Raw genomic sequence first — 21,807 nt, 5'->3', positions numbered from 1 at the left:
CTGTCGGTGGTGGGGGCTAGATTTCACGGCATGGAAGAGCGCAGCGACCGGATCGACGTGCAGGTCAGCGTGGGTGACCAGGTGGTCCAGGTGCGGGTGACCGGCGAGGTCGACATCGCCACCGTCGCCGCGTTCCGGTCCGCGCTGTGGTCCGCGCCGGCGCGGCCGGTCGTCCAGTTGGAGCTGTCCGGGCTGCGCCTGCTCTCCGCCGCCGGCGTGCGCACCCTGCTCGCCGCGCACCTGCGGGTGCGGGCCCGCGGCGGCGAGCTGGTCGTCGTCGATCCGACCCCGGTGGTGGCCCGGGTGCTGCGTGCCACCGGCCTGCACCGGGTGATGCCGATCCTCGAGCCCGCTCGCGTGGTCGAGGCCGCCCGTCGTGGAGCGCCCGCCGACCTGGTCGCACCCGTCCGCCGCCCGCCGGCCGCGACAGGTGATCTGGTGCTGGCCGCCTGAGTCGACTGCGCCCACGGCGGGTCGCGCCGAGGGGTCGCCCGGCAGCGAGCCGGACGACCCCCACGACGCTTCGATCAGCGGACGTCCAGCAGGTCGACGACGAAGATCAGCGTCTCACCCGGCTTGATGACGCCGCCGGCGCCGCGGTCGCCGTACCCCAGGTGCGGCGGGATGGTCAGACGCCGACGGCCGCCGACGCGCATCCCGACCACGCCCCGGTCCCAGCCGGCGATGACCTGACCGCCGCCGAGCGGGAACTCGAACGCCTCGCCCCGGTTCCAGGACGAGTCGAACTCGCCACCGGTGGAGTGCGACACGCCGACGTAGTGGACGCTCACCAACTGGCCGGGCTCGGCCTGCGGGCCGTCGCCCACGGTGATGTCCTCGGTCACGAGGTCGGCCGGCGGCGCACCCTCGATCGGACCCACCTCGGGCTTGCCGGATCGGGCGCCTGCTGCCTGGTTCATGCGGGATCTCCTGCCGTGTTGCGGTGATGTGTCCGGTCACCGTCGATCCTGCCGGATCGTCGACGGCCGATGGACGTCACACCCGCAAACCGACCGTGAGTGATCGACACCAGTTCGGCGATGTGGCGGTATCCGGCGCCCGGGATGCCCCCGCGTCGCCGAACTGGTGCCGATCATCGCGCGTGTTCGCGGGGGTGAAGCTGATCCTCACCGAGACGTCGGTGGGCAAGCTGCCGGCCACTGACCCGGGCGGCGGCGAACACCCGTTCAGGGCCGCGTCGGTTCGATCCGGGCCGTCACGTCGAGGTGCGCGGGTTCGCAGCCGGCCGTCGTGGCGAACCGGCGGACGGCGGCGTGGACGTGCTCGCGGACCCGCGCGGCGGGGGCGTCGCTGGTCAGGTCCACCTGGACCCACACGTCGGGTCGCGGTGGCGTGCCGGTGAGCACGACCCGGGCGCGATGTACCCCGGCCGCGCCGACCAGGTCGCGTTCCAGCGCGCGTACGAGCACCTCGGTGGCCAGCCGGGTGCGACCGGGGCGGCTCCCGGCGTGGCTCAGCATGCCCCGCAGGGGCCGGTCGGGTCGGCGTACCGTCCGGTGCAGCAGGCGCTGGCCGGCGACGGCGGTCAGCAGCCCGGCGACCCCGGCGGCCAGGGTGCTCCAGGGCGTCGCCAGCCGCCACGCGTCGACCAGGCCGCCGCCGAGCAGGACCGGGTCGGGGTCGCCGCCCGACAGCGCGCCTCCGCCGATCGCCAGCGCGACCGCCCCACCGGCCACCAGCAGCAGCGCGACGATCGTCCACAACAGGCGGTGTGCGGCGTCGGTCATGCCGGCCCCCGGGAGGGCAGCAGTCGGATCTCGACACCCTCGACGCGCGGCCGGGCGAGCCGGCGCAGCTCCTGGCGCACGGCGAACTCGACTTCGGCGCGGGCCGCGGGATCGCCGGTGGCGTGCAGCCGGGGCCGCCACCGGTCACCGTGGCGTCGGATCCGCACCCTCGTCCGGCGTACGCCCGGCACGGTGTCCACCGCTTCGGTCAGTCGACGTTCCACGCACCGTCGGCGCAGGTGCCAGCCGTCGCGTTCGTCGACCCGCAGCCGAACCGGCGTCCACCGGCGCAGTTGCGCGGCCAGGACGACGAGGCCCAGCAGGACGGCCGCGCCGGCCCCTACCCGGACGCCGGGATCTGCCCAGCGGGTGCTGGTCAGCGCCTCGTACCAGCCGGGGTGGACGAGCGGCGGCGTCGGGACGTCGAGCGTCACCAGCAGCGCCTGCGCGGCCAGCAGGGCGCCGCCGGCCAGCAGGGCGAGGCCCAGCAGGAGTGAGGCCACCCGGTTGACGGTCGCCGTGGTCAGCTCTCCGCGCATGATCGGGGGGCGGGGAGCGGTTTCGTCCGAGTGGGGCACCACGAGATCCCGCACCGTGACCGTCACCGCGACGACGGTGTGGCCGGTGTCGGCGTACACCCGGTCGGCGACCGCGCGCCGGACCGCGTCGGCGACGGCGGGCACGCTGTGTCCGTACTCGGTGATGAGGTCGAGGTCGAGGCCCACGGTCCGGTCGTCCAGGCGGACGGTGACCGGGCGGACCTCGCAGATGCCCGGCACCCGGCGGGCGGCGACGACGGCGCTCCGTGCGACCTCCGCTGCCGCGCCGCCCGTGTCCCGGTGGGGTGGTTCGGTGCCCGGCGGCGCGCCGGCGGCCGGCGTGGCACGGGTGGGAGTGGGCCGCAGGGGAAGCCGGTGGTGTCGTCCCGCGCGATCCGTGGTCGGTCGACGGCGGATGGTCGGCTCGCCAGCCGGTCGCGGGTGCCGGGGCCGGCGCGGGTGCTCTCCCTCGCGTCGGCGGGGACGCGGCCCGCTCGTGGCGAGGGCGCCGAACCGCAGGTGTCGCGACATGCTCCGACCTCCCAGCCGATCCGCCTTCGGGGCGACCTCGCTGGATACACCCCGGCGGGTCTGCTGGAACCCGGCGGCAGGGTGACATAGGTCACATCCGGGTAGCCAATCGTCGTCACGACACCCTGCCGCTAGCGGACCGGGCGCGGCGCTCCGACGGCCGGGCGGGCCGCTCCACCGGGACGGGTGATCGACCGCCTAGACTCGGCGCGGTTCGACCGACCGGCGGATGGATCAGGCAGATGACGAGCAGCGGCGACCGCGGCTGGCTGCGGGCGATGCCCGCCGATGATGGACGCGACGCGCTGTTCAGCCGTGCCGGCCACCGGGTGTACGGCACGCGTCGGCTCAGCGACCTGGTGCAGGGGCGTCCGCCGGGTGTCACCGGCAGCCAGTGGGGCTCGGCGAGCCGGGCGGCATTCGACCTCGTGGTCTGCGCGCCCGACACGCAACGACCGGTCGTCGCCGTGACGATCGGACCGGTTCCGCTCCCCGGGTCCGCCGAGCAACGCGCCGAGCGGCTGACGGACGCCGTGAGCGCCGCCGTCGGCCTGCCCGTGCTGCGCATCGGTTCGCCCACGTTGCGGGCCGCCGACCACGGCCGCCGCGTGATCGAGTACGTGCTCGACGCACGCGCCTACGCGACGGGCGGCGTCGGGGACGAGCCCGCCCCGGTGGGCTTCCGCGACATCGTCGGTCGACTGCCGGACGGGCGGACCGGCGCAGTGAACGACCTCGGCGCGTTGGCGCGCACGGCGGCGGTCGAGGCGTACGTGGCCGGACGGCTGGCCGACCCGATCGTGCGTGGCCTGCACGTGAGCTGGACCGAGGGCCCGGTGCAGGGGTGGAGTTGGGTCCAGCCGCGCCTGGACAGTTGCCTCGTCGAGCGGGTGTCGATCACCGCCCAGCGCTTCTCCTGCGGCGTCGACGCGGCCCGCCTGGCCGAGGACCTGGCGACCGTCGCGGTCGGCGAACGGCTGCGCGCCACTGGGCCGGACAGCCCGGATCTGCTCGCGCGCGTGGACCTCACCGCGGAGATCGCCGCGCTGAGCCGCCGCCGCGACGAGTTGGTGGGCGGTTTCGCCTTCGACCACCTCTGCGCGGACTGACCCGCACCTGCCCTGCTGAACCCCGCTCCGCACCCGATCCGCTTGGGCGCGGAGCAATTTTTTGTGGGGCTGTTGAACCTTCCCCGCCGCCGTCCCGTACTCCTGCGCGAATGAAGAGGATCTCCCCGACCGCGTCGACCGGGCGCGGGCGGCGGTGCGGAAAGGGCATCGTCGACCATCGACACGTTACCGGTAGGTCGCGGTGGCCGCCGCCGTGGGGTGCCATCTCACATCCGTCGGTCCGCCGAGGGCAGGAATCCACTACCGGATCGAGAAGGAGAGCAATTCGATGCGCAGGTCCACTCGGGCGCGCCGGTCACCCGGCATCGCGCGGAGCAAGCGTCTGCTGGCTGTTGTCGGCACGCTCGTGGTCTTCGGCGGAGTAGTCGCCGTCACCCAGATTTCGTCGGCCCAGGACCGGCGGACGAACAAGCCTCGACCCGCCGCCGGGCAGTGCGTGGAACCGAGCCCTGGCTCGACCGCGCCGAGCGGCACCTCGACCAGCCGTACGTGGCAGAACGGTCGCTGGGTGCGCAACCACTGGGGTGACGGTCAGGAGTCGGTGGCGGAGTGCGAGGACGGCAAGGACGGCACCGTGGGCACCGGCTCGGCCGTCGCCTGCCCGGATGTCGCCTCCAAGCTGCCGCAGGTGCCGGAGCGGGCGCGCGCCGAGGTCGACCGTAACCTCGCGCAGTTGCAGAGCCAGATCGCCGAGGCCGACCGTCGACTCGCCGCCGAGGGCAACAAGGGTCAGGCGTTCATCAACAACGCGATCCTGCGGCCGCTGGCCGACAAGCGTAAGGCGGTGCTGGACCGGATCACGACCGCCATCGACCGGGTTGGACCCCGCCCGCAGGGTCTGGCGCAACTCGCCCAGTGTCAGGTGCAGCCGACCGGCAACAACGGTGGCGGTAACAGCGGCGGTAACAACAACGGTGGGAACACCGGCGGCGGTAACAACAACGGTGGGAACACCGGCGGCGGCAACAACAACGGCGGAAACAACGGCAACGCCCCCGGCGCGGGCCTCGGCGTCCTGGCCAACAACTGCGACGAGAGCAAGTTGCAGCCGCACGACGGTTTCCAGAACGGCAACCGCTGTGTGAGCACCGAGTTCGGTGAGGTCGGCGCCGCCGCCAACAACCCCTCGCTGCTGATCACCCAGTTCCCGCAGCAGGTCGGCCGCAACCAGCCCTTCACACTGCGGGTCAGCACCAAGAACCTGATCCGGGACCGGTTCCTCGCGGCCGGTCAGGGCGGCTACTACGTGGAGAGCTCGCTGCTCAACGCCCAGGGCCTGGTCCGGGGTCACTTCCACACCGCCTGCCGGATGCTGGACAGCCTGACCGCGCCGCCCGAGCCGCAGGAGGTGCCGGCGTTCTTCGTCGCCACCGAGGACGGTCGCGGTGGCGCCCAGCCGGACGAGGTGACCATCCAGATCCCGGGTCTGCCGGAGTCGGGTACCGCGCAGTGCTCGGTCTGGGCCGGCGACGGCTCGCACCGTCTGCCCATGATGGAGCGGGCGAACCAGACCCCCGCGTTCGATTCGATCCGTATCAACGTCAACTGATCGACGGTCGGCCACCCGGGCGGACAGCACGCCCGGGTGGCCGACCACGCACACAGCGAAGGGGTCCCGCCGTTTCGGCGGGACCCCTTCGCTGTGTCGCGTGTCAGCGGCTCTTGTACGCTTCGACGACCTCTACCGGGATCCGGCCCCGCTCGGAAATCTTGTAGCCGTTCTTGACGGCCCATTCCCGGATCGCCCGGTTTTGTTCGCGGTCCATTCCCGCGCCGGTGGGTCGCCCCGGCCGCCGAACTGTCCGCGTGTTCTCCGCCGGGCCCCGACCGATCCGGCGACCCGCATTGATGTATGGGTCCAGCGCCTTACGCAGGACACCCGCATTCTCGTCCGAGACGTCGATGGTGTAGGCCACGCCGTCGAGACTGAACTCGACCGTCCGATCGGCCTTCCCGCCGTCGAGGTCGTCGGTCAGCACCGTGATTACTTTTCTCGCCATTGCCGATTACTCCCTGTGTGTGGCGGGATGTGTCCAAAGTCTGACCTACCACCCGGGGAATGCGCAACAATATGCGTCCCATTCATTTCGGCGCGTCGCGATTGGGTGCGGCACAAAACAGCGAACGGGCCGGAATCGCGGGCGTTGGCGCTGCGTCAATCGGTGAGCAGGCCCGCGTGACCGGCAACTGCCGCCGCCTCCGCCCGGTTGGAGACCCGCAGCTTGCGCAGCAGTGCGGCGGTCATTCGTTTCACCGTCCGTTCCGAGACGTGCAGTTCCTCGGCGATGTCGACGGTGCTGCGACCGGCGGCGATCGCCCGCAGAAGGCGGCGCTCCTCGCCGTCGAGGTCGACGGACGCGGCCCGGGCGGGTCCGAGCAGGGCGCGTAGCAGCGCCGCCGGCAGGACCGCCCACCCGTCGAGGATGGCCAGCAGCTCCTCCGGCTCGCTGGTCTTGGGCAGGAACCCCTCCGTGCCGGCCCGCAACGCCCTCAGGGCTGGTGTCGGCTCGGTCGAACCGGACATGGCGACCACCCGTACGCGGAGAATGGCTGTTGCCGACCCGTCGACTCGCCCCGCGAAGTGGCCTGGGTCACACACCGGAACAAGGGGCACGCTTTGTTACTTGAGTGAGACACGCTCAACTCAACGCGATAGCAGGTGTTCGATGGCAACTCTTCCGGTACTTCCGCTGACCGATGCCGTGCTGCTGCCCGGCATGGTCATCCCGGTGACCCTCGACCCGACCACCCAGGCCGCCATCGACGCGGCGCGGGCAACCGGCGACCGCAAGCTGCTGGCCGTCCCGCGTATCGACGGCGAGTACGGCCCGGTCGGCGTGGTCGCCACCATCGAGAAGGTCGGCCGGCTCCCCGACGGTGAGCCCGCCGCGGTCGTCCGTGGCCTGTCCCGCGCGCGGATCGGCTCCGGCGTGCCCGGTCCCGGCGCCGCCCTCTGGGTCGAGGCGACCGAACTCGACGAACCCGCTCCCGCCGGCCGTGCCCGCGAGCTCGCCCGTGAGTACCGCGCCCTGGTGACCTCCGTGCTGCAGCAGCGGGGCGCCTGGCAGGTCATCGACGCCGTGGAGCGGATGACCGACCTGTCCGAGCTGGCCGACTCGGCCGGCTACGCGCCCTGGCTCACCCTGGAGCAGAAGACCGAGCTGCTGGCCGCGCCGGACGTCACCGCCCGACTGGAGCTGCTGGTCGGCTGGGTGAAGGACTACCTGGCCGAGCAGGAGGTCACCGAGCAGATCAACAGTGACGTCCGCGAGGGCCTGGAGAAGTCGCAGCGGGAGTTCCTGCTGCGCCAGCAGCTCGCCGCGATCCGCAAGGAGCTGGGCGAGGACGAGCCGGACGGCTCGGCCGACTACCGCTCCCGGGTGGAGAGCGCCGACCTGCCGGACAAGGTCCGCGAGGCGGCCATGCGCGAGGTCGGCAAGCTGGAGCGGGCCAGTGACGCCTCCCCGGAGGCGGGCTGGATCCGTACCTGGCTGGACACCGTCCTCGAGATGCCGTGGAGTACGCGTACCCAGGACAACACCGACCTGGCCGCGGCCCGGGCGGTGCTCGACGCCGACCACGCCGGCCTGTCCGACGTGAAGGACCGCATCCTGGAGTACCTGGCCGTGCGCAACCGCCGCGCCGAGCGCAACCTCGGCGTGGTCGGCGGACGCGGCTCCGGCGCGGTGCTCGCCCTCGCCGGCCCTCCCGGGGTCGGCAAGACCAGCCTCGGCGAGTCCGTGGCGCGGGCGCTCGGGCGCAACTTCGTCCGGGTGTCGCTCGGCGGCGTCCGCGACGAGGCGGAGATCCGCGGTCACCGGCGCACCTACGTCGGCGCGCTACCCGGCCGTATCGTCCGCGCGCTGCGCGAGGCCGGCTCGATGAACCCCGTCGTGCTCCTCGACGAGGTGGACAAGGTCTCCGCCGGTTACGCCGGCGACCCGGCCGCCGCCCTGCTGGAGGTGCTCGACCCGGCCCAGAACCACACCTTCCGGGACCACTACCTGGAGGTCGACCTGGACCTGTCCGACGTGCTGTTCCTGGCCACCGCCAACGTGGTGGAGTCCATCCCCGGCCCGCTGCTGGACCGGATGGAGCTGGTCATGCTGGACGGGTACACCGAGGACGAGAAGGTCTCCATCGCCCGTGACCACCTGCTGCCCCGGCAGCGGGAGCGGGCCGGCCTGACCGCCGACGAGGTGACAGTGGCCGACGAGGCGCTCGCGCTGATCGCGGGGGAGTACACGCGGGAGGCGGGTGTCCGGCAGCTCGAACGGTCCCTGGCCAAGATCCTGCGCAAGGTGACGGTGACGCTGGCGACCGACCCCACCCCGGTACGCGTCGACACCGACAACCTCACCGGCTACCTGGGACGACCGAAGTTCACCCCGGAGTCGGCCGAGCGCACGGCGGTTCCCGGTGTCGCCACCGGGCTCGCGGTGACCGGCGCCGGCGGTGACGTCCTCTTCATCGAGGCGACGAGCATGGAGGGCGAGCCGGGGTTGACCCTGACCGGCCAGCTCGGCGACGTGATGAAGGAGTCGGCGCACATCGCGCTGTCGTACCTGCGCTCCAACGGGCGTCGGCTCGGCATCGACCCGAACGCCCTGGCGGGACGGCGGATCCACCTGCACGTCCCGGCGGGCGCGGTGCCCAAGGACGGCCCCAGTGCCGGCATCACCATGGTCACGGCCCTGGCGTCGCTGGTCACCGGTCGTCCGGTCCGCCCCGAGTTCGGGATGACCGGCGAGGTGACGCTCTCCGGTCGGGTGCTGCCGATCGGTGGGGTGAAGCAGAAGCTGCTCGCCGCGCACCGGGCCGGCCTCACCGAGGTGATCATCCCGGCGCGTAACGAGCCGGACCTGGACGACCTGCCGACCGAGGTGCGCGAGGCGCTGACCGTGCACACCCTGGCCGACGTGGCCGACGTGCTCGCCCTGGCGCTGCGCCCGGCCGACGTCCAGGCACTGGACGGACCGGCGCTCTTCACGGTCTGACGCTCCACCACGATGACCCCCGCCGTCCATCGACGGCGGGGGTCATCGGCGTACGGGCATCGAGGGCTACTGTCTCGCTCGAAGCGTCAACCACCTCTCCGCCGCGAGGCGGTGCCCCCGGAGGTAACCCCCGTGAACCTGGTGCTCTGGATCATCCAGATCCTGCTCGCCGTCATCTTCGTCGGCGCCGGCCTGGCCAAGCTGACCCAACCCAAGGACAAGCTGCGCGACATGATGCGGTGGGTGGACCCGGTCCCGCCGTCGCAGGTCAGGGCCCTCGGCGCGGTGGAGGTGCTGGCCGCCGTCGGGCTGGTGCTGCCCCCGCTCACCGGCATCGCCACCGTGCTCACCCCGTTGGCAGCCGTCGGGTTGGTCATCGTCATGATCGGCGGCTTCCTGGTGCACCTGCGCGACAGGAAGAGGCGTGACACGGCGGCCGAGCGTCGGCTGGAGATCCAGGGCGCGATCACCTGCGCGGTGCTGCTCGTCCTCGCCGCCGTGGTGGCGTGGGGACGCTTCGGCCCGTACTCCTTCTGACCCGCGGCGCCGGCGACCGCCGTACCCGGTGGTCGCCGGCGGGCGCGTTCAGTGCTCGTCGCGTCCGCGGTCGCGGCGCACGGTGGCCTTGCGGCCCTTGATCGTGCTCTGGCGCAACCCGGAGATCACCTCGTCGGCCACGCCCTGCGGCACCTCCACCAGGGAGAACCGGTCGGCGATCTCGATCGAGCCGATGTCCCGGCCGCGGATACCAGTCTCGCCGGTGATGGCGCCCACCAGGTCCTGGGGGCGGACGCCCGCGCGTCGGCCCAGGCCGACGAACACCTGGACGGTGTTGCCGCCGCCGATGCGCGGTCGGCTGCCGCCGCGCCGGTCGCCGCCTCGGCCGCCCACCTCACCTCGACCCTCGCGTGGAGCGCGGACCGGAGCCTGCGGGATCTCCTCCTCGTCGTCGGAGCCCGGCGACGTCACCTCGTGGGCCAGCTTCACGGCGGCGAGGGCGACCTCCATCAGGTCGAACTCGTCGGTCAGCGTCTCGACGATCACCCGGTACGGGTCGAGGTCGTCCTCCAGCAGGCTCTCGCGCAGCGCCGCCTGGGTCAGCTCCAACCGCCGGGTACGCATGTCCGCCACGGTCGGGATCTTGTCGATGGTGATCCGCTGCCCGGTCACCCGCTCGATGGTCTTGAGCATCCGGTGCTCGCGCGGCTCGGCGAGGGTGATCGCCACGCCCTCGCGCCCGGCCCGGCCGACCCGACCGATCCGGTGCACGTACGACTCGGGGGCCGACGGCACGTCGTAGTTGACCACGTGGGTGAGCTGTTCGACGTCCAGCCCACGGGCCGCCACGTCGGTGGCCACCAGCAGGTCCGCCGTGCCCGCCCGCAGCCGGGACATCACCCGGTCCCGCTGCTCCTGGCTCATCCCGCCGTGCAGCGCCTCGGAGCGGTAGCCCCGGCCGTTCATCGTCTCGGTCAGCCGGTCCACCTCCTCACGGCTGCGGCAGAACACGATCGCCGCAGTCGGCGACTCCACGTCCAGGACGCGACCCAGCGCGGCCGGTTTGTGCGCGCGCGTCACGATGTACGCGCTCTGACGGACCCGGGGCGCCTCACCCGCGACCTGCTGCTCCCGACCGATCTCGATCCGGACCGGATCGTTGAGGTGCTGGCGGGCCATCCCGTCGATCCTCGACGGCATGGTGGCCGAGAAGAGCACCGTCTGACGTTGCGCGGGGGCGTGCTCCAGGATCGCCTCGATGTCCTCGGCGAAACCCATGTCGAGCATCTCGTCGGCCTCGTCGAGCACCACCGTCGACAGGCCGCCGAGGCGCAGTGTGCCCCGGGCGATGTGGTCCAGGGCGCGCCCCGGGGTGGCCACCACCACGTCGACGCCGCTGTCCAGCGCGCGCAACTGCCGCCCGATCGGCTGCCCACCGTAGATCGGCAGCACCCGCGCGCCCAGGTCCTTGCCGTAGCGGTGGAACGCCTCGGAGACCTGTACCGCCAGTTCCCGGGTCGGCACCAGCACCAGCGCCACCGGGTCCCCGCCGTCGCGGTGGGCCGTCATGAGGTTCAGCAGCGGCAGCGCGAACGCGGCCGTCTTGCCGGTGCCGGTGGCGGCCTGCCCCAGCAGGTCCCGACCCTCCAGCAGCGGTGGGATGGCCTCCCGCTGGATGGGGGTCGGCTCCTCGTAGCCGAGGGCGGACAACGCGCCCAGCAGTTCGGCGCGCAGCCCCAGGTCCGTGAAAGCGGTCACGTCGGGGTCGATGGCGGTCGGTGCGTCGTGCTGTGCAGGTGCGGAACTCATGGGTCAAGCTTTTCATCACGCCGTCGCGGCCGCTGCGCCGACCGGCACAACATCGCCGCGGGGCTCAGCCGTCGGCGGTCAGAATCGCCAGCACCATCACCGCGCCGAGGGACGTGTCGAGCACGGCGCACCACTCGGCGTACCCGTGCGGCACCACCCGGCCGGTGCGGTGCTGGACCAGGTCCCACCCCGCGTGGGCCAGCCAACCGAGCGCCACCAGCCACGCGGCGGTCCGCCCGCTGACCGCGACGGCGACCAGCGTCAGGGCGACCCAGACCGCCAGGCCGGCCAGGTGGATGGCGAGCACGCGCGGCCCGCGCAGCGTCCGCCGGGCCAGGCCGATCACCAGGTACCCGCCGGGCAGCACCAGCATCGTCCACGGGCTGAGCACCCGCGGGTCGACCCAGATGTCGACGATCATCAGCAGCGCCAGGCCGGTCGGCCAGCGTCGGGCGAGCGCCACCACGGCCGGGTGCCGGCGTACCGCCGTCGGCGGGTGGTGCCGATGGCGAAGCGCCACCAGCACCATGGCCGGCACCATCAACAGGTGCCCGCCGAGCAGCAGGGCGTCGCCGTCCAGCAGACCGGCCCGGAACGGCACGAACAGCAGCAGGAACGGGACGTACATCGCGGCGGCCATCTCGACGACCCCTTGCCAGTGCTGTCCCCGGTGCCGCATCCACACCGACATGCCGATCGTCATGTTGGTCGCCATCACCAGCGCGGCCACCTCCGGGCGAGCCAGCGTCGCGCCCACCCCGAGCAGCGTGCCGGCCGCGTCCCACAGCGGTTCGAGCAGCACCATTCCGACGAGCATCGCGATCGCCATCTCGCCGAGGTGCCACCACCACCCCCGCCTGCCGCCGGTCGCCGCCCGGACCGGGGGCGCCGGCTGGCCGGTCGGCACGGGCCGGGCCGACGGTACGACGGGCGCGCTGTCTGCGTACATCTGTGTCTTGTCCATGCCTCGACCCTGCCGGCGGCGCGGCGGTGAGGGCAGATGCGTCCGTCACCGGAAGTTCGGGCGGGCCGCACGGTCGGACCGTGACATCTCGCATGGGTGGACCGTGCGCCCGGCGGTCCTAGGATCGGTGCGTGCTGACCGAGGCGGGGACTCCGCGGGCGGACCGCCGCCTGCGCCGGGCTCGCCAGGCGACGCTGCTGTCACTCGTCACCGGCGTCTGGGCGAGCGTCCTGTTGCCCGCGGTCGGTCTGACCCGCGAGCCCGATGCGACCCGGGCGGCGCTCGGCGCGGTAGGCGTTCTCGCCTTCGTGATCGCCCAGACCGCCGTGCTGTACGCGGCCGTGACCCCGTGGCTCGACAGGCGCTGGCGTCGCCGCGCCCACCTGGCCCTGGCCGGGGCTGCGGTGCTGACCGTTCCGCTGGTGGGGCCGGTGGCGGCCGGTGCCTGGCCGACCTGGGCGTGGCTCGGGGCGGCGCTGATCGGCATGGCGCCGCTGCTCGTCCGACCACCGGCGGCGCTCGCGCTGGCGGCCGCCGTCCTGCTGGTGTCGGTGGCCATAGCGTGGTGGACCGGTGGCTCGGTCGCCCGCCACCTGGCGGTGACCGGCGGGATCGGGGTGGCCGTCGCGGCCGTCAACGGCTTCCAGGTCTGGTTCTGGGACCTCCTGGTGGACGCCCGGCAGGGCCAGGCGGCGCAGGCCCGGCTGGCCGCCGCCGAGGAGCGGCTGCGCTTCGCCCGCGACGTGCACGACGTGCTCGGCCACCGTCTCACGGTGATCGCCCTGAAGGCCGAACTCGCCGCCCGGCTCGCCCCGGTCGACCCCCAGCGCGCCGGTCGGGAGGCCACCGAGGTGCAGCGACTCGCCGCGTCCGCGCTGACCGAGGTACGCGAGACCGTGCACGGCTACCGCGTCGTCGACCTCGACGAACAGCTCACCGCGATCGTGGGGGTGCTGCGGTCCTGCGGCGTACGGTGCACGGTCGGACCGCCGCCGGCGGACCTGCCGCAGTCCGCCGCCACCGAACTGGCGGCGGTGCTGCGCGAGGCCGGAACGAACCTGCTGCGGCACAGCCGGGCCGACTGGTGCCGGATCACCATCGAGCGGGAGGACGACGTGGCCAGGATGACGGTGGTCAACGACGGTGCCGACGACCGGGGCCCGGACGCGCACAGCCACGGCCTGCGCGGACTGGCCGATCGGCTCGCCGGCGCCGGAGGCGATCTGCGGGTACGCCGGGAGGCGGGCGTGTTCACGCTCGAGGCCACCGTGCCGGCGGCGACATGATCCGCGTCCTGCTCGCCGACGACGAGGACCTCGTCCGCGTCGCGGTCGGCGCACTGCTCGGCCTGGAGCCGGATATCGAGGTGGTGGCGCACGCCGCCGACGGCCCGGCTGCGGTGACCGCGACGCTCGCGCACCGCCCGGACGTGGCGGTCGTGGACCTGGAGATGCCCGGCCTGGACGGCATCGCGGTCGCCGCCGAACTGACCCGCGCGCGCCCCGAATGTGCGGTGGTGGTCCTCACCGGACACGGCCGGCCGGGTCACCTGCGCCAGGCACTGACCGCCGGCGCCCGAGGCTTCCTGCCCAAGGGTTCGCCCGGTGGCGCGCTCGCCGACGTGATCCGCCGGGTGCATGCCGGCGGCCGGTACGTCGACCCGTCCCTGGCCGCCGACGCGTTGACGCTGCCGGAGTGCCCGCTGACGCCCCGCGAACTGGAGACGCTGCGGCTGGCCGAGTTCGGCGCGCCGGTCGCCGTGATCGCCCGTCGGGTGCACCTGTCCACCGGCACCGTGCGCAACCACCTCTCCGCCGCCGTGCAGAAGCTCGGCGCGACCGACCGCGCCGAGGCGGTACGCACGGCCAGGGACAACGGCTGGCTCTGATCCGTGAGCAGGGGCGCCCGCAGACGCACCGGGATCGCGACGAAGCCGGGGTCGGTGACGCGTCCGGGCTAGCGTGTCTGCGTGCGTACGGTGGAGTTGGTCTGCTCGCCCGGGTTGGACGCCGCGATCCGGACGGCCTGGACGCGGCTGGCCGCCGCCGGGCTGCCGAGCCTGGCCCGCAACATCCATCCGACGAACCGTCCCCACCTGACACTGGCAGCCGTGGACGACTTCCCGTCCGGTGTCGGGCATCGCCTGGCCGAGGTGTTCGACGCCGCGCTGCCGGTGCCGGTGACGCTGGACCGGGTCGTCGTCCTCGACGGCAGCGCCCCGCTGGTCTGGCTCGTGCGGCCCACTCCGGCGTTGACCGCGCTGCACACCGCCGTCTGGGACGTCCTCGAGCAGGCCGACGGGCACCGCCCCTGGCACGCCCCCGGAGCGTGGGTGCCGCACCTCAGCCTGGCGCTGCGGTTCCGTGACGCGGACCTGCGGATGGCCCGCGCGGTGACCGGTGGGCAGCGCCCGACGGGCGCGTTCGTCGCCGCCCGCAGCTACGACGGTACGGACCGGACGGTCACCCCACTCGAGTGACCTGCCGCGCCGCGAGGGGTACGAAGCGCGGAGAGCTTCTTTGGGTGAGATCGGAGGATTGTTCGGTCTGCGCCAGGTCTCGGTGATTACGGTGTTTTTCAGGGTGATTCACTCAGCGCCGTGACCGGAGAAGGGACCCCGTCATGCGAGTGCCCAGCCGTAGTCCGGGGCAGCGACCCGGCCCGCCCGCGTCACCCACCGCGCCAGCCCGCCGCCGGCCCTCCGGCGCCGCCGCCCGTCGCCTGCCCAGTGCCGCCCCCGACCTCGCCGCCTACCGGGCGGCCGTCGCCGACCTGCTCGTCGAGGTGGGGGCCCTGGCCGATGCCACCAGCACCCGGGCCCGTCAGGTGCTCATCGACGAGCGGTTACGCGAACCGGCCCTGGCGGCCGTGCTCGACGCCACCCCGCAGGGCCTGCTCGGCGCGCGCGAGACGCTGCTGCTGGAAATGGCGCGCTACCAGCCGAACGAGCGCACGTCGGCGCGCGACCTCACCGCGCTGGTCCGGATCTACCTGCTCTCGCGCATCGACGTGCTGTGGTGGCAGGACGCGCCCGTGTTCCGCACCGACGACCAGGTCAACGGCAGCGCGGAGCTCGTCGACCTGGAGTGGCTGCGCCGCCGCGACCTGCTGCGCTTCCGGTACCAGGAGCAACCCGCGACCGTCCTGGGACGCGCCGCGCGCGGACTGCGTCGGCGGCTGCGCCCGGACGCGACGCCGCGCACCGCCGGACTGCTGTTCCGCCGCGCCCGCCGGGAGGTGGTCGCGCTCCTCAACGAACTGGGTCGGGAGTTCGCCGCCGCCGCGCCGCCGGGCACCCCGCCGCTCTGGGTGACCAGTCTGGTACGCAGCACCGAGCACCAGTACCGGCTGCGCCGCCTGGGTTACGCGGCGATGCTGCCCAGTGGACACTGCCTCGGCTACTCGGTCGACGTCGAGCTGGCCTGGTTCACGCGGTTCGGCGCGCGCGACGCCCTCGCGGAGTTGCTGCTGGCCCACCAGGAGGCCGGCGACCTGAACGTGATCGACGAGGGGCAGGCCTGGCACCTGTGCCTCGCGCCCACCGCGCGCGGTCGGTTGCGCCGGGCGTACGAGGCCGAGATGGGGATCTGAGCCCGTGTGCGGTATCGCTCTGAGTCTCGGCCCCGAGGCCGACCCGGCCACCTTCCGGCGGATGCTCGCCGTCCTCGCTCCACGCGGCGAGGTCACCGAGACCCGCTGCGAGACGGGCCTGCTCGCCGGCACCCGACGGCTGCGCGTCGTGGACCGCGACCGGGCCGTGCAGCCCTGGACGTCGACCGACGAGCGTTGGCTGCTCTGCTTCAACGGCGAGATCTTCAACCACCGGGAGCTACGCGCGCAGCTCACCCGACTCGGACAGGTCTTCCGCACCGAGAGCGACACCGAGGTGCTGTTGGCGGCCTTCCAGCAGTGGGGCGAGGCGGCGGTGACGCGGCTGCGCGGCGAGTACGCCTTCGCGGTCGTCGAACGCGCCACCGGCCGGGCGTACCTGGCCCGCGACCCGCTCGGGGTGAAACCGCTGTACTGGTCCCGTCGGCCCGGCTGCCTGTACCTCGCCTCCGAGGTCAAGGCGCTCGTCGGGCACCAGGCGCCAGTAACCGAGGTGCCTCCCGGTCACCACGGCTGGGCCGAGCCCGACGGGCCGGTGCGGCTGCGCCCGTACGTCGACCTGCTCACCATCGGCGAGGGCCTGCCGGTCATCGACGACCCGGACGAGGCCACCCTGCTCGTCCGGGCCGCGCTGACCGACGCCATCCGGATGCGGGTGGAGACCGACCTGACCGTCGGCGTGGTCCTCTCCGGCGGGCTGGACAGCTCGTTGACGCTGCGGCAGGTACGCGACATCCACCCGGACTGCGTGGCGGTGACGGTGGGCGTGCCGGACAGCCCCGACGTCGCGTACGCCCGGCGGCTCGCCGCCGACCTCGACGTGCCGCACGTGGTGGTCGAGCTGCGCCCGCGCGACATCCGGCTGGCCGACGTGCGCGAGGCGATCCGGATCTCCGAGCTGACCGAGTACGGCGACATCATCAACGCCGTCGTCTCGGTGCCGATCTTCCGGCGCCTGCGTGACCTGGGCGTCAAGGTGGTGCTCACCGGCGATGGCTCCGACGAGCTGTTCGGCGGGTACCCGATGTACCGCCAGGTCGACCCCATCGCGTCCCGCCGGCTGTTCCTGCACCGCATCCGCAACCTGTGCCGTACCGAGTTGCAGCGCGTCGACCGGGCCGCCATGGGGCACGGGGTGGAGGCGCGGGTGCCGTTCCTCGACCTCAGCGTGGTGGAGCTGGCGATGCGTCTGCCCCTGGACCTGAAGGTGCGCGACGGCCAGGAGAAGTGGATCGTGCGGCGGGCGTTCGCCGACGTGCTGCCGGACTACGTCCTGCGACGGCCGAAGCACCCGATGTCGTACTCCTCCGGTCTGCACGAGCGGGTGCGGCTCTACAAGCCACTGTTCGCCCGGATGCACCGGTCGTTCGGGTACGACCTGCTGGAGCCGGTCCGCCGCGACTTCGACACCGTGCTCAGCCGGTGCGGCAACGACCTGGACCGGGCCATCGCCGACGGGATGAACCGGCCCGACTACACGGTCCTGGAACACGCCCGCGACCTGGTCGGGGCGGCGAAGTGGAACGCGGCGCCGATGGTCCGCCGACTGGTCGGGCCACGCCCGCCCCGTCGCTCACCCGTCGGCTGAGCAGCCACCCGACGCTTGACTCTGACACCGTGTCAGGGACGAGCGTGAGGGGATCATGTTCACCATCGGAGACTTCGCCCGACTGGGCCGCGTGTCGGTGCGGATGCTGCGTCACTACGACAGCATCGGCCTGCTCCGCCCGGCCAGCGTCGACCCGCACACCGGTTACCGCTCCTACCGGGCCGAGCAGTTGCGTCGGCTCAACCGGGTGATCGCCCTCAAGGAACTGGGGCTCACCCTGGAGCAGGTGCGGGCGATCCTGGACGACGTCGTCGACGTCGTCGAGCTGCGCGGCATGCTGCGATTGCGGCGCAGCCAGCTGACGGCGCAGTTGGCCGCCGACAGCGCCCGGCTCGCGGCCGTCGAGGCGAGGCTCCGGATGATCGAATCGGAGGGTCGGATGACCAGCCAGGACGTCGTACTCAAGCAGATCGCGCCGGTGCGCGTGGCGGAGCTGACCGCCGTCGCGCCCAGCTACGAGAGTCAGGACATCGGTCCGGTGATCCAGCCGCTCTATCCGGAGCTGTTCCGCCGGCTCGACGCCGCCGGAGTCACCCCGTCCGGCCCGGCCATCGCCTGGTACGAACCGGCCGACGGTGCGGGCGAGGCCGTGGTGGTGCACGCCGGGGTGAATGTCGGCGGCGGTGTCGCGGCGATTCCCGACGTGACGGTGCGGGACCTGCCGGCGGTCGGGACGGCAGCGACGATCGTGCACCACGGCTCGATGGACGACGCCGACCGAAGCATCCAGGCGCTCGCCCGCTGGATCGAGGAGCACGGCTACCGCACCGACGGATTCGCCCGCGAGGTGTACCTGGAATATTTCCAGGACTCCCCGGAGCAGGGCGTCACCGAGCTCCAGCTCGCCGTCGACCGCGCCTGACGGTCGCTCCGGCGGTTGGTGCCCGGGCCGTCCCCAGCGCCAGGTCCGATCACCGCCAGCATCCGCACCGGCGCCTGGGCAGGCTGGACGCATGACGACCACCGCCACCTTCCTCGTCCACGCCGTGCCGGCTGCGGCGCTGGACTCCGTCCGTCGGACCGGCCGGGACGCCGCCGGCCAGCGCGTCGAAGGGCGCCTGGCCGGCGGCGGGGAGCCGCTGCGCTGTTGCCTGCGCGACGCCGAGGCGGGGGAGGCGATGCTGCTCTTCGGCTACGCTCCGCCGATCCGCGCCGTCGCGTACCGGGAGATCGGGCCGGTCTTCGCGCACGCCGCCGCCTGCCCCGGCCCGGCCCGGCCCACGGCGGCGGCCACCCGCCGGACTGGCGGGGACGTCCCCGGGTTCTGCGGGCGTACGACCGGCAGGGGCGGATCTGCGGCGGCCGGCTGCACGACGGCACGGACCCGGAGGCGGTGATCGCGGAGCTGTTCGCCGACCCGCAGGTGCACCAACTGCACAGCCGCAACGTGGTCTACGGCTGCTTCATGTTCGTGGTGGAGCGGGCCGCCGGGTGACGGCCCTCAGCTGACCAGCAGCAGCGCGCCGACCGCCGCGAGGGTGCCGGCGACGGCGAGCAGGCTGCTGGTCAGCACGAACCGTCTCACCGGCACCGCCACGCCGGCCGCCCGGCACCGCTCGAACCACAGCAGGGTGGCCAGCGACGCCCAGGGGGCGGCCAACGGGCCGACGTTCGTGCCGATCAGCAGGGCCAGCAGACGGGTGTGGTCGGCGGTCGGCAGCACCGCCTCGCCGGCCAGGTACGCCGGCAGGTTGTTGACCGCGTTGGCCAGCAGCGCTCCCGTACCGCCGGCTCGTAGCGCGCCGGCCGCCCCACCGTCGGCGCCGACGAGGTCGGCGACCAGGTCGTCGAGCCCGTGTCGGCCGAGGGTCTGCACCACCAGGAACAGTCCGACGACGAAGAGCAGCAGCCGTACCGGCACCAACCCGGGGCGCAGCGTCGCGGGGGAGCGGACCACGAAGCCGACCAGCACCAGCGCGAGGGCGACGGTGGAGGCGAGCCCGATCTCCACCCCGGCGAGGATGCCGGCGACGAAGAGCAGACAGCCGGCGAGGGCGGTGCGGTGCAGCACCGGGTCGGTCGGCACGTGCGGGGCCGGCGGGACGAAGCGTCCACCCTCCGGCCGTTCCCGCCGCCACCAGCCGTACCAGAGGAGCAGCATCGTGACCGCCACGGCCGCGAGCTGCGGCAGCGCCATGCGCTCGGCGTAGGCCAGCGGGGTGAGGCCGACCCGGTCGGCGGCCAGCAGGTTCGTCAGGTTCGACACCGGCAGCAGCAGACTGGCGGTGTTCGCCAGCCAGACCGTGGTGACCGCGAGCGGCGCCGCCGGCACGCGCAGGCCGCGGGCCAGGGCGAGCAGCACCGGGGTGAGCAGCACGGCGGTGGTGTCGAGGTTGAGCACGAGGGTGGTCACCGTGGCGAGGCCGCCGCAGAGCAGGAACAGCGCCGCCCAGCGGCCCCGCGACGCGATGGCGAGCCGGCTGGCCAGTACGTCGAAGACACCCGCGACGGCGGTCAGCTCGGCAAGCACGATCACGGTGCCGAGGAAGAGCAGCAGCGGCAGGATGCGGTGCAGGGTGGCCGTGGTCTCGGCGCGGGGCAGCAGCCCGGTCAGCGCGCAGACCGCGCCGGCCACCGCGAGGACGACGGCCACCACGTCGAGCGGGTGGGGACGCCAGCGCGCGGTCGGCTCGGGCGGGGCCGGCGGCGCGCCGGCGGCAGACTTCACGGGTGACCACGTTGACACAGGGGCCGGTCAGGCGCTCGTCAACCCCCGCCTGGGTGACCAGGCCCACCGGCCGGGCGGGGGCCGACGCGGCCGGGCCCGGCCCCTCGACGAGAGGCCGGGCCCGGATTGCGCGTCGGTGCTACCAGCTCAGGTAACCGGGCTGGGTCTGCACGTTCAGCTCGTGGAACCGGGTCAGGTTCGCCGACCAGGTCCGCCAGTCGTTCAGCTCCAGGACGTCCAGGCCCTTCTGGATGTCGTTGGAGTAGATGTTGCCGTTGTAGTAGTACGTCGACCAGGCGCCACCCGTGACGGCCTGGGTGTCGGACAGCGGGCCCCGCTCCCAGTAGGCGATCTCCTTGGGGTGGCGCGAGTCGGTGAAGTCCCAGACGGAGATGCCGCCCTGGTACCACGCCTGCACCATGATGTCCCGCCCGAGCACCGGGATCAGCGAGCCGTTGTGGGCCACGCAGTTCTCGGTCTCGGCGTTGGTCCGGGGGATCTTGTAGTAGCTGCGGAACTCCAGCTTGCGCGCGTTACCGCGGCCGGTGATGTCGTAGACGGCGTCCGCGCCCCGGTCGGGACCGACGGTCTCGTTGCAGGTGGCCGCGCCGCCGCCACCCAGCTCGTCGGTGAAGACGACCTTGGTGCCGGCGTTGTTGAAGGTGGCCGAGTGCCAGAAGGCGAAGTTGACCGTGTCGCGGACCTGGGTGATCACCTTGGGCGCTTCGCGGTTCTTGATGTCGAGCAGGACGCCGTCACCCATGCAGGCGCCGGCGGCGATGTCCTTCGCCGGGTACGCGGTGATGTCGTGGCAGCCGGTGGTCGCCGAGCCGGTCTCGCTGCCCGGGAAACCGCCGTCCGGGAAGAGGTTCGGCGTCGAGATCACGGACGCGTCGGTCGGCTTCTTCACCGGGACCTTGACGATGGAGATGGAGTCGTGCGGCGGCTGGCAGTCGGGGAATTCGGCCCGCGGGCTGTACGACGAGACGTACAGGTAGACGTTCTTGCGGTCCTTGCCCGGCACCAGCGTGTGGGTGTGCGAGCCGCAGGCGGTCTCGACGGACTTGATGTAGCGCGGGTTGGCCTTGTCGCTGATGTCGAAGACCTTGATGCCCTCCCACGACTCCTTCACCGACGCCGGCTGCGCCACGCTCGCGCACGAGTCGTCGCTACGCGACGAGTCGGTGGAGACGAAGAGCAGGTTGCCGTAGACGGAGATGTCGTTCTGCGAGCCCGGGCAGTTGACCTGCGCGGTGATCCTGGGCGCGCTGGGCCGGGAGATGTCGTAGACGACGAACCCGTTGTAGTTGCCGGCGAAGGCGTACTTGCCCTGGAAGGCCATGTCGCTGTTGAGCGCGGCCGTCGTGTCGAACGGCGCCTGCTTGGGGAGGTTGGCGATCTGCCGCAGGTTGGGGCTGCTGCGGATCTCGTCGACGCCCGGAATGTCGTTGGCGGCGGCGGCCGCTGGTGCCGCGACTGGGGCGGCCTCCTGCGCGTTGCTCGGCGTCGCCAGGGCGACGCTGGTCAGCAGCAGGCCTGTCGCGGCCAGGCTGACGATGCGGAGTTGTCGGAGCCGTGCGGTGGCCAACTTGATCATTGGCAGCGCCCTTCGAAAGGGGGGATGACGTTGTCGGTACCTTACCGAGCCACGGAGATCATCGATGTGACCCGGGTCACATCTACGTCGACTCGTCAATGGATAAGA

At 72.8% G+C, this 21,807-nt stretch carries 22 protein-coding genes; 13 read left to right on the top strand and 9 right to left on the bottom strand.

Translation table 11 applies throughout. The features are described 5' to 3' along the window. The first annotated feature begins 30 nt into the window (after positions 1–30). Complete coding sequence (locus ABZU91_RS29750; protein WP_355247602.1) at positions 31–453, top strand: STAS domain-containing protein; 423 nt, start codon at positions 31–33, stop codon at positions 451–453. Between the two features lie 74 nt (positions 454–527). Here ABZU91_RS29750 and ABZU91_RS29745 read toward each other — a convergent pair whose 3' ends face one another. The 3 genes from ABZU91_RS29745 to ABZU91_RS29735 form a co-directional block, all read right to left on the bottom strand. Continuing rightward, on the bottom strand, positions 528–920 hold the full coding sequence (locus ABZU91_RS29745) for an FKBP-type peptidyl-prolyl cis-trans isomerase (RefSeq protein ID WP_355247599.1): 393 nt from the start codon (positions 918–920) through the stop codon (positions 528–530). A 267-nt stretch (positions 921–1,187) separates the two neighbouring features. Beyond that, positions 1,188–1,748 (bottom strand): hypothetical protein, encoded by a 561-nt coding sequence (locus ABZU91_RS29740; RefSeq protein ID WP_355247596.1) that lies wholly within the window; start codon positions 1,746–1,748, stop codon positions 1,188–1,190. Continuing rightward, a complete protein-coding gene (locus ABZU91_RS29735; protein WP_355247593.1) occupies positions 1,745–2,818 on the bottom strand; it encodes an Asp23/Gls24 family envelope stress response protein in 1,074 nt (357 codons plus the stop codon). Before ABZU91_RS29735 ends, ABZU91_RS29740 begins: the two co-directional genes overlap by 4 nt. A 242-nt stretch (positions 2,819–3,060) precedes the next feature. On the opposite strand from ABZU91_RS29735, the gene ABZU91_RS29730 reads away from it, so the two are divergent. Then, the gene (locus tag ABZU91_RS29730; protein WP_355247590.1) at positions 3,061–3,927 is read left to right on the top strand and encodes a hypothetical protein; all 867 of its coding nucleotides are present in this window, start codon (positions 3,061–3,063) and stop codon (positions 3,925–3,927) included. Between the two features lie 289 nt (positions 3,928–4,216). Next, positions 4,217–5,497 (top strand): hypothetical protein, encoded by a 1,281-nt coding sequence (locus ABZU91_RS29725; protein WP_355247587.1) that lies wholly within the window; start codon positions 4,217–4,219, stop codon positions 5,495–5,497. 103 nt (positions 5,498–5,600) lie between these two features. Here the strand turns inward: ABZU91_RS29725 and ABZU91_RS29720 are convergent, their stop codons facing one another. Both ABZU91_RS29720 and ABZU91_RS29715 read right to left on the bottom strand, forming a co-directional pair. Next, positions 5,601–5,948: an Lsr2 family protein gene (locus ABZU91_RS29720; RefSeq protein WP_355247584.1), complete on the bottom strand. Its 348-nt coding sequence runs from the start codon at positions 5,946–5,948 to the stop codon at positions 5,601–5,603. A 155-nt stretch (positions 5,949–6,103) separates the two neighbouring features. Further along, positions 6,104–6,472 carry a LuxR C-terminal-related transcriptional regulator gene (locus ABZU91_RS29715; RefSeq protein WP_355247581.1) on the bottom strand — a complete coding sequence of 123 codons (369 nt, stop codon included), beginning with the start codon at positions 6,470–6,472 and terminating at the stop codon, positions 6,104–6,106. Between the two features lie 142 nt (positions 6,473–6,614). Here ABZU91_RS29715 and lon point away from each other — a divergent pair, with 142 nt between their 5' ends. Then, positions 6,615–8,945, top strand: coding sequence for an endopeptidase La (gene lon, locus ABZU91_RS29710; protein WP_355247579.1), 2,331 nt, complete (start codon positions 6,615–6,617; stop codon positions 8,943–8,945). A 132-nt stretch (positions 8,946–9,077) separates the two neighbouring features. After that, positions 9,078–9,482, top strand: a complete 405-nt coding sequence (locus ABZU91_RS29705) for a DoxX family protein (protein WP_355247576.1) — start codon at positions 9,078–9,080, stop codon at positions 9,480–9,482. A 48-nt stretch (positions 9,483–9,530) separates the two neighbouring features. Here ABZU91_RS29705 and ABZU91_RS29700 read toward each other — a convergent pair whose 3' ends face one another. Next, complete coding sequence (locus ABZU91_RS29700) at positions 9,531–11,252, bottom strand: DEAD/DEAH box helicase (RefSeq protein WP_355247573.1); 1,722 nt, start codon at positions 11,250–11,252, stop codon at positions 9,531–9,533. Positions 11,253–11,316: 64 nt separating this feature from the next. Continuing rightward, on the bottom strand, positions 11,317–12,216 hold the full coding sequence (locus tag ABZU91_RS29695) for a hypothetical protein (protein WP_355247570.1): 900 nt from the start codon (positions 12,214–12,216) through the stop codon (positions 11,317–11,319). Positions 12,217–12,347: 131 nt separating this feature from the next. On the opposite strand from ABZU91_RS29695, the gene ABZU91_RS29690 reads away from it, so the two are divergent. The 8 genes from ABZU91_RS29690 to ABZU91_RS29655 all read left to right on the top strand — a co-directional run bounded on the left by ABZU91_RS29690 (position 12,348) and on the right by ABZU91_RS29655 (position 18,869). Continuing rightward, positions 12,348–13,502, top strand: a complete 1,155-nt coding sequence (locus tag ABZU91_RS29690; RefSeq protein ID WP_355247568.1) for a histidine kinase — start codon at positions 12,348–12,350, stop codon at positions 13,500–13,502. Beyond that, positions 13,499–14,104, top strand: a complete 606-nt coding sequence (locus ABZU91_RS29685) for a response regulator transcription factor (protein WP_355247565.1) — start codon at positions 13,499–13,501, stop codon at positions 14,102–14,104. Before ABZU91_RS29690 ends, ABZU91_RS29685 begins: the two co-directional genes overlap by 4 nt. Positions 14,105–14,185: 81 nt before the next feature. Continuing rightward, positions 14,186–14,695: a 2'-5' RNA ligase family protein gene (locus tag ABZU91_RS29680; protein WP_355247562.1), complete on the top strand. Its 510-nt coding sequence runs from the start codon at positions 14,186–14,188 to the stop codon at positions 14,693–14,695. Between the two features lie 143 nt (positions 14,696–14,838). Then, the gene (locus tag ABZU91_RS29675; RefSeq protein WP_355247559.1) at positions 14,839–15,807 is read left to right on the top strand and encodes a DUF5715 family protein; all 969 of its coding nucleotides are present in this window, start codon (positions 14,839–14,841) and stop codon (positions 15,805–15,807) included. A gap of 4 nt (positions 15,808–15,811) precedes the next feature. Continuing rightward, positions 15,812–17,413 carry an asparagine synthase-related protein gene (locus tag ABZU91_RS29670; RefSeq protein ID WP_355247556.1) on the top strand — a complete coding sequence of 534 codons (1,602 nt, stop codon included), beginning with the start codon at positions 15,812–15,814 and terminating at the stop codon, positions 17,411–17,413. Between the two features lie 55 nt (positions 17,414–17,468). Next, positions 17,469–18,296, top strand: coding sequence for a MerR family transcriptional regulator (locus ABZU91_RS29665; RefSeq protein WP_355247553.1), 828 nt, complete (start codon positions 17,469–17,471; stop codon positions 18,294–18,296). Positions 18,297–18,387: 91 nt separating this feature from the next. After that, positions 18,388–18,771 carry a DUF1203 domain-containing protein gene (locus ABZU91_RS29660; protein WP_355247550.1) on the top strand — a complete coding sequence of 128 codons (384 nt, stop codon included), beginning with the start codon at positions 18,388–18,390 and terminating at the stop codon, positions 18,769–18,771. Further along, positions 18,699–18,869 (top strand): DUF1203 domain-containing protein, encoded by a 171-nt coding sequence (locus ABZU91_RS29655; protein ID WP_355247616.1) that lies wholly within the window; start codon positions 18,699–18,701, stop codon positions 18,867–18,869. The genes ABZU91_RS29660 and ABZU91_RS29655 overlap by 73 nt, the downstream gene beginning before the upstream one ends. Before the next feature lie 6 nt (positions 18,870–18,875). On the opposite strand, the gene ABZU91_RS29650 is transcribed toward ABZU91_RS29655, so the two are convergent. After that, entirely contained in the window at positions 18,876–20,102 is a 1,227-nt protein-coding gene (locus tag ABZU91_RS29650) for an SLC13 family permease (protein WP_355247547.1), read from the bottom strand. Positions 20,103–20,241: 139 nt separating this feature from the next. Next, the gene (locus tag ABZU91_RS29645) at positions 20,242–21,699 is read right to left on the bottom strand and encodes a hypothetical protein (RefSeq protein ID WP_355247545.1); all 1,458 of its coding nucleotides are present in this window, start codon (positions 21,697–21,699) and stop codon (positions 20,242–20,244) included. Positions 21,700–21,807: the final 108 nt, after the last annotated feature.

This window comes from Micromonospora sp. NPDC005174, from assembly GCF_040608495.1.
In the GTDB taxonomy this organism is placed as follows: domain Bacteria; phylum Actinomycetota; class Actinomycetes; order Mycobacteriales; family Micromonosporaceae; genus Micromonospora.
The sequence above is the reverse complement of the archived record's forward strand: the minus strand, read 5'-3'. Positions and strand labels throughout refer to the sequence as shown.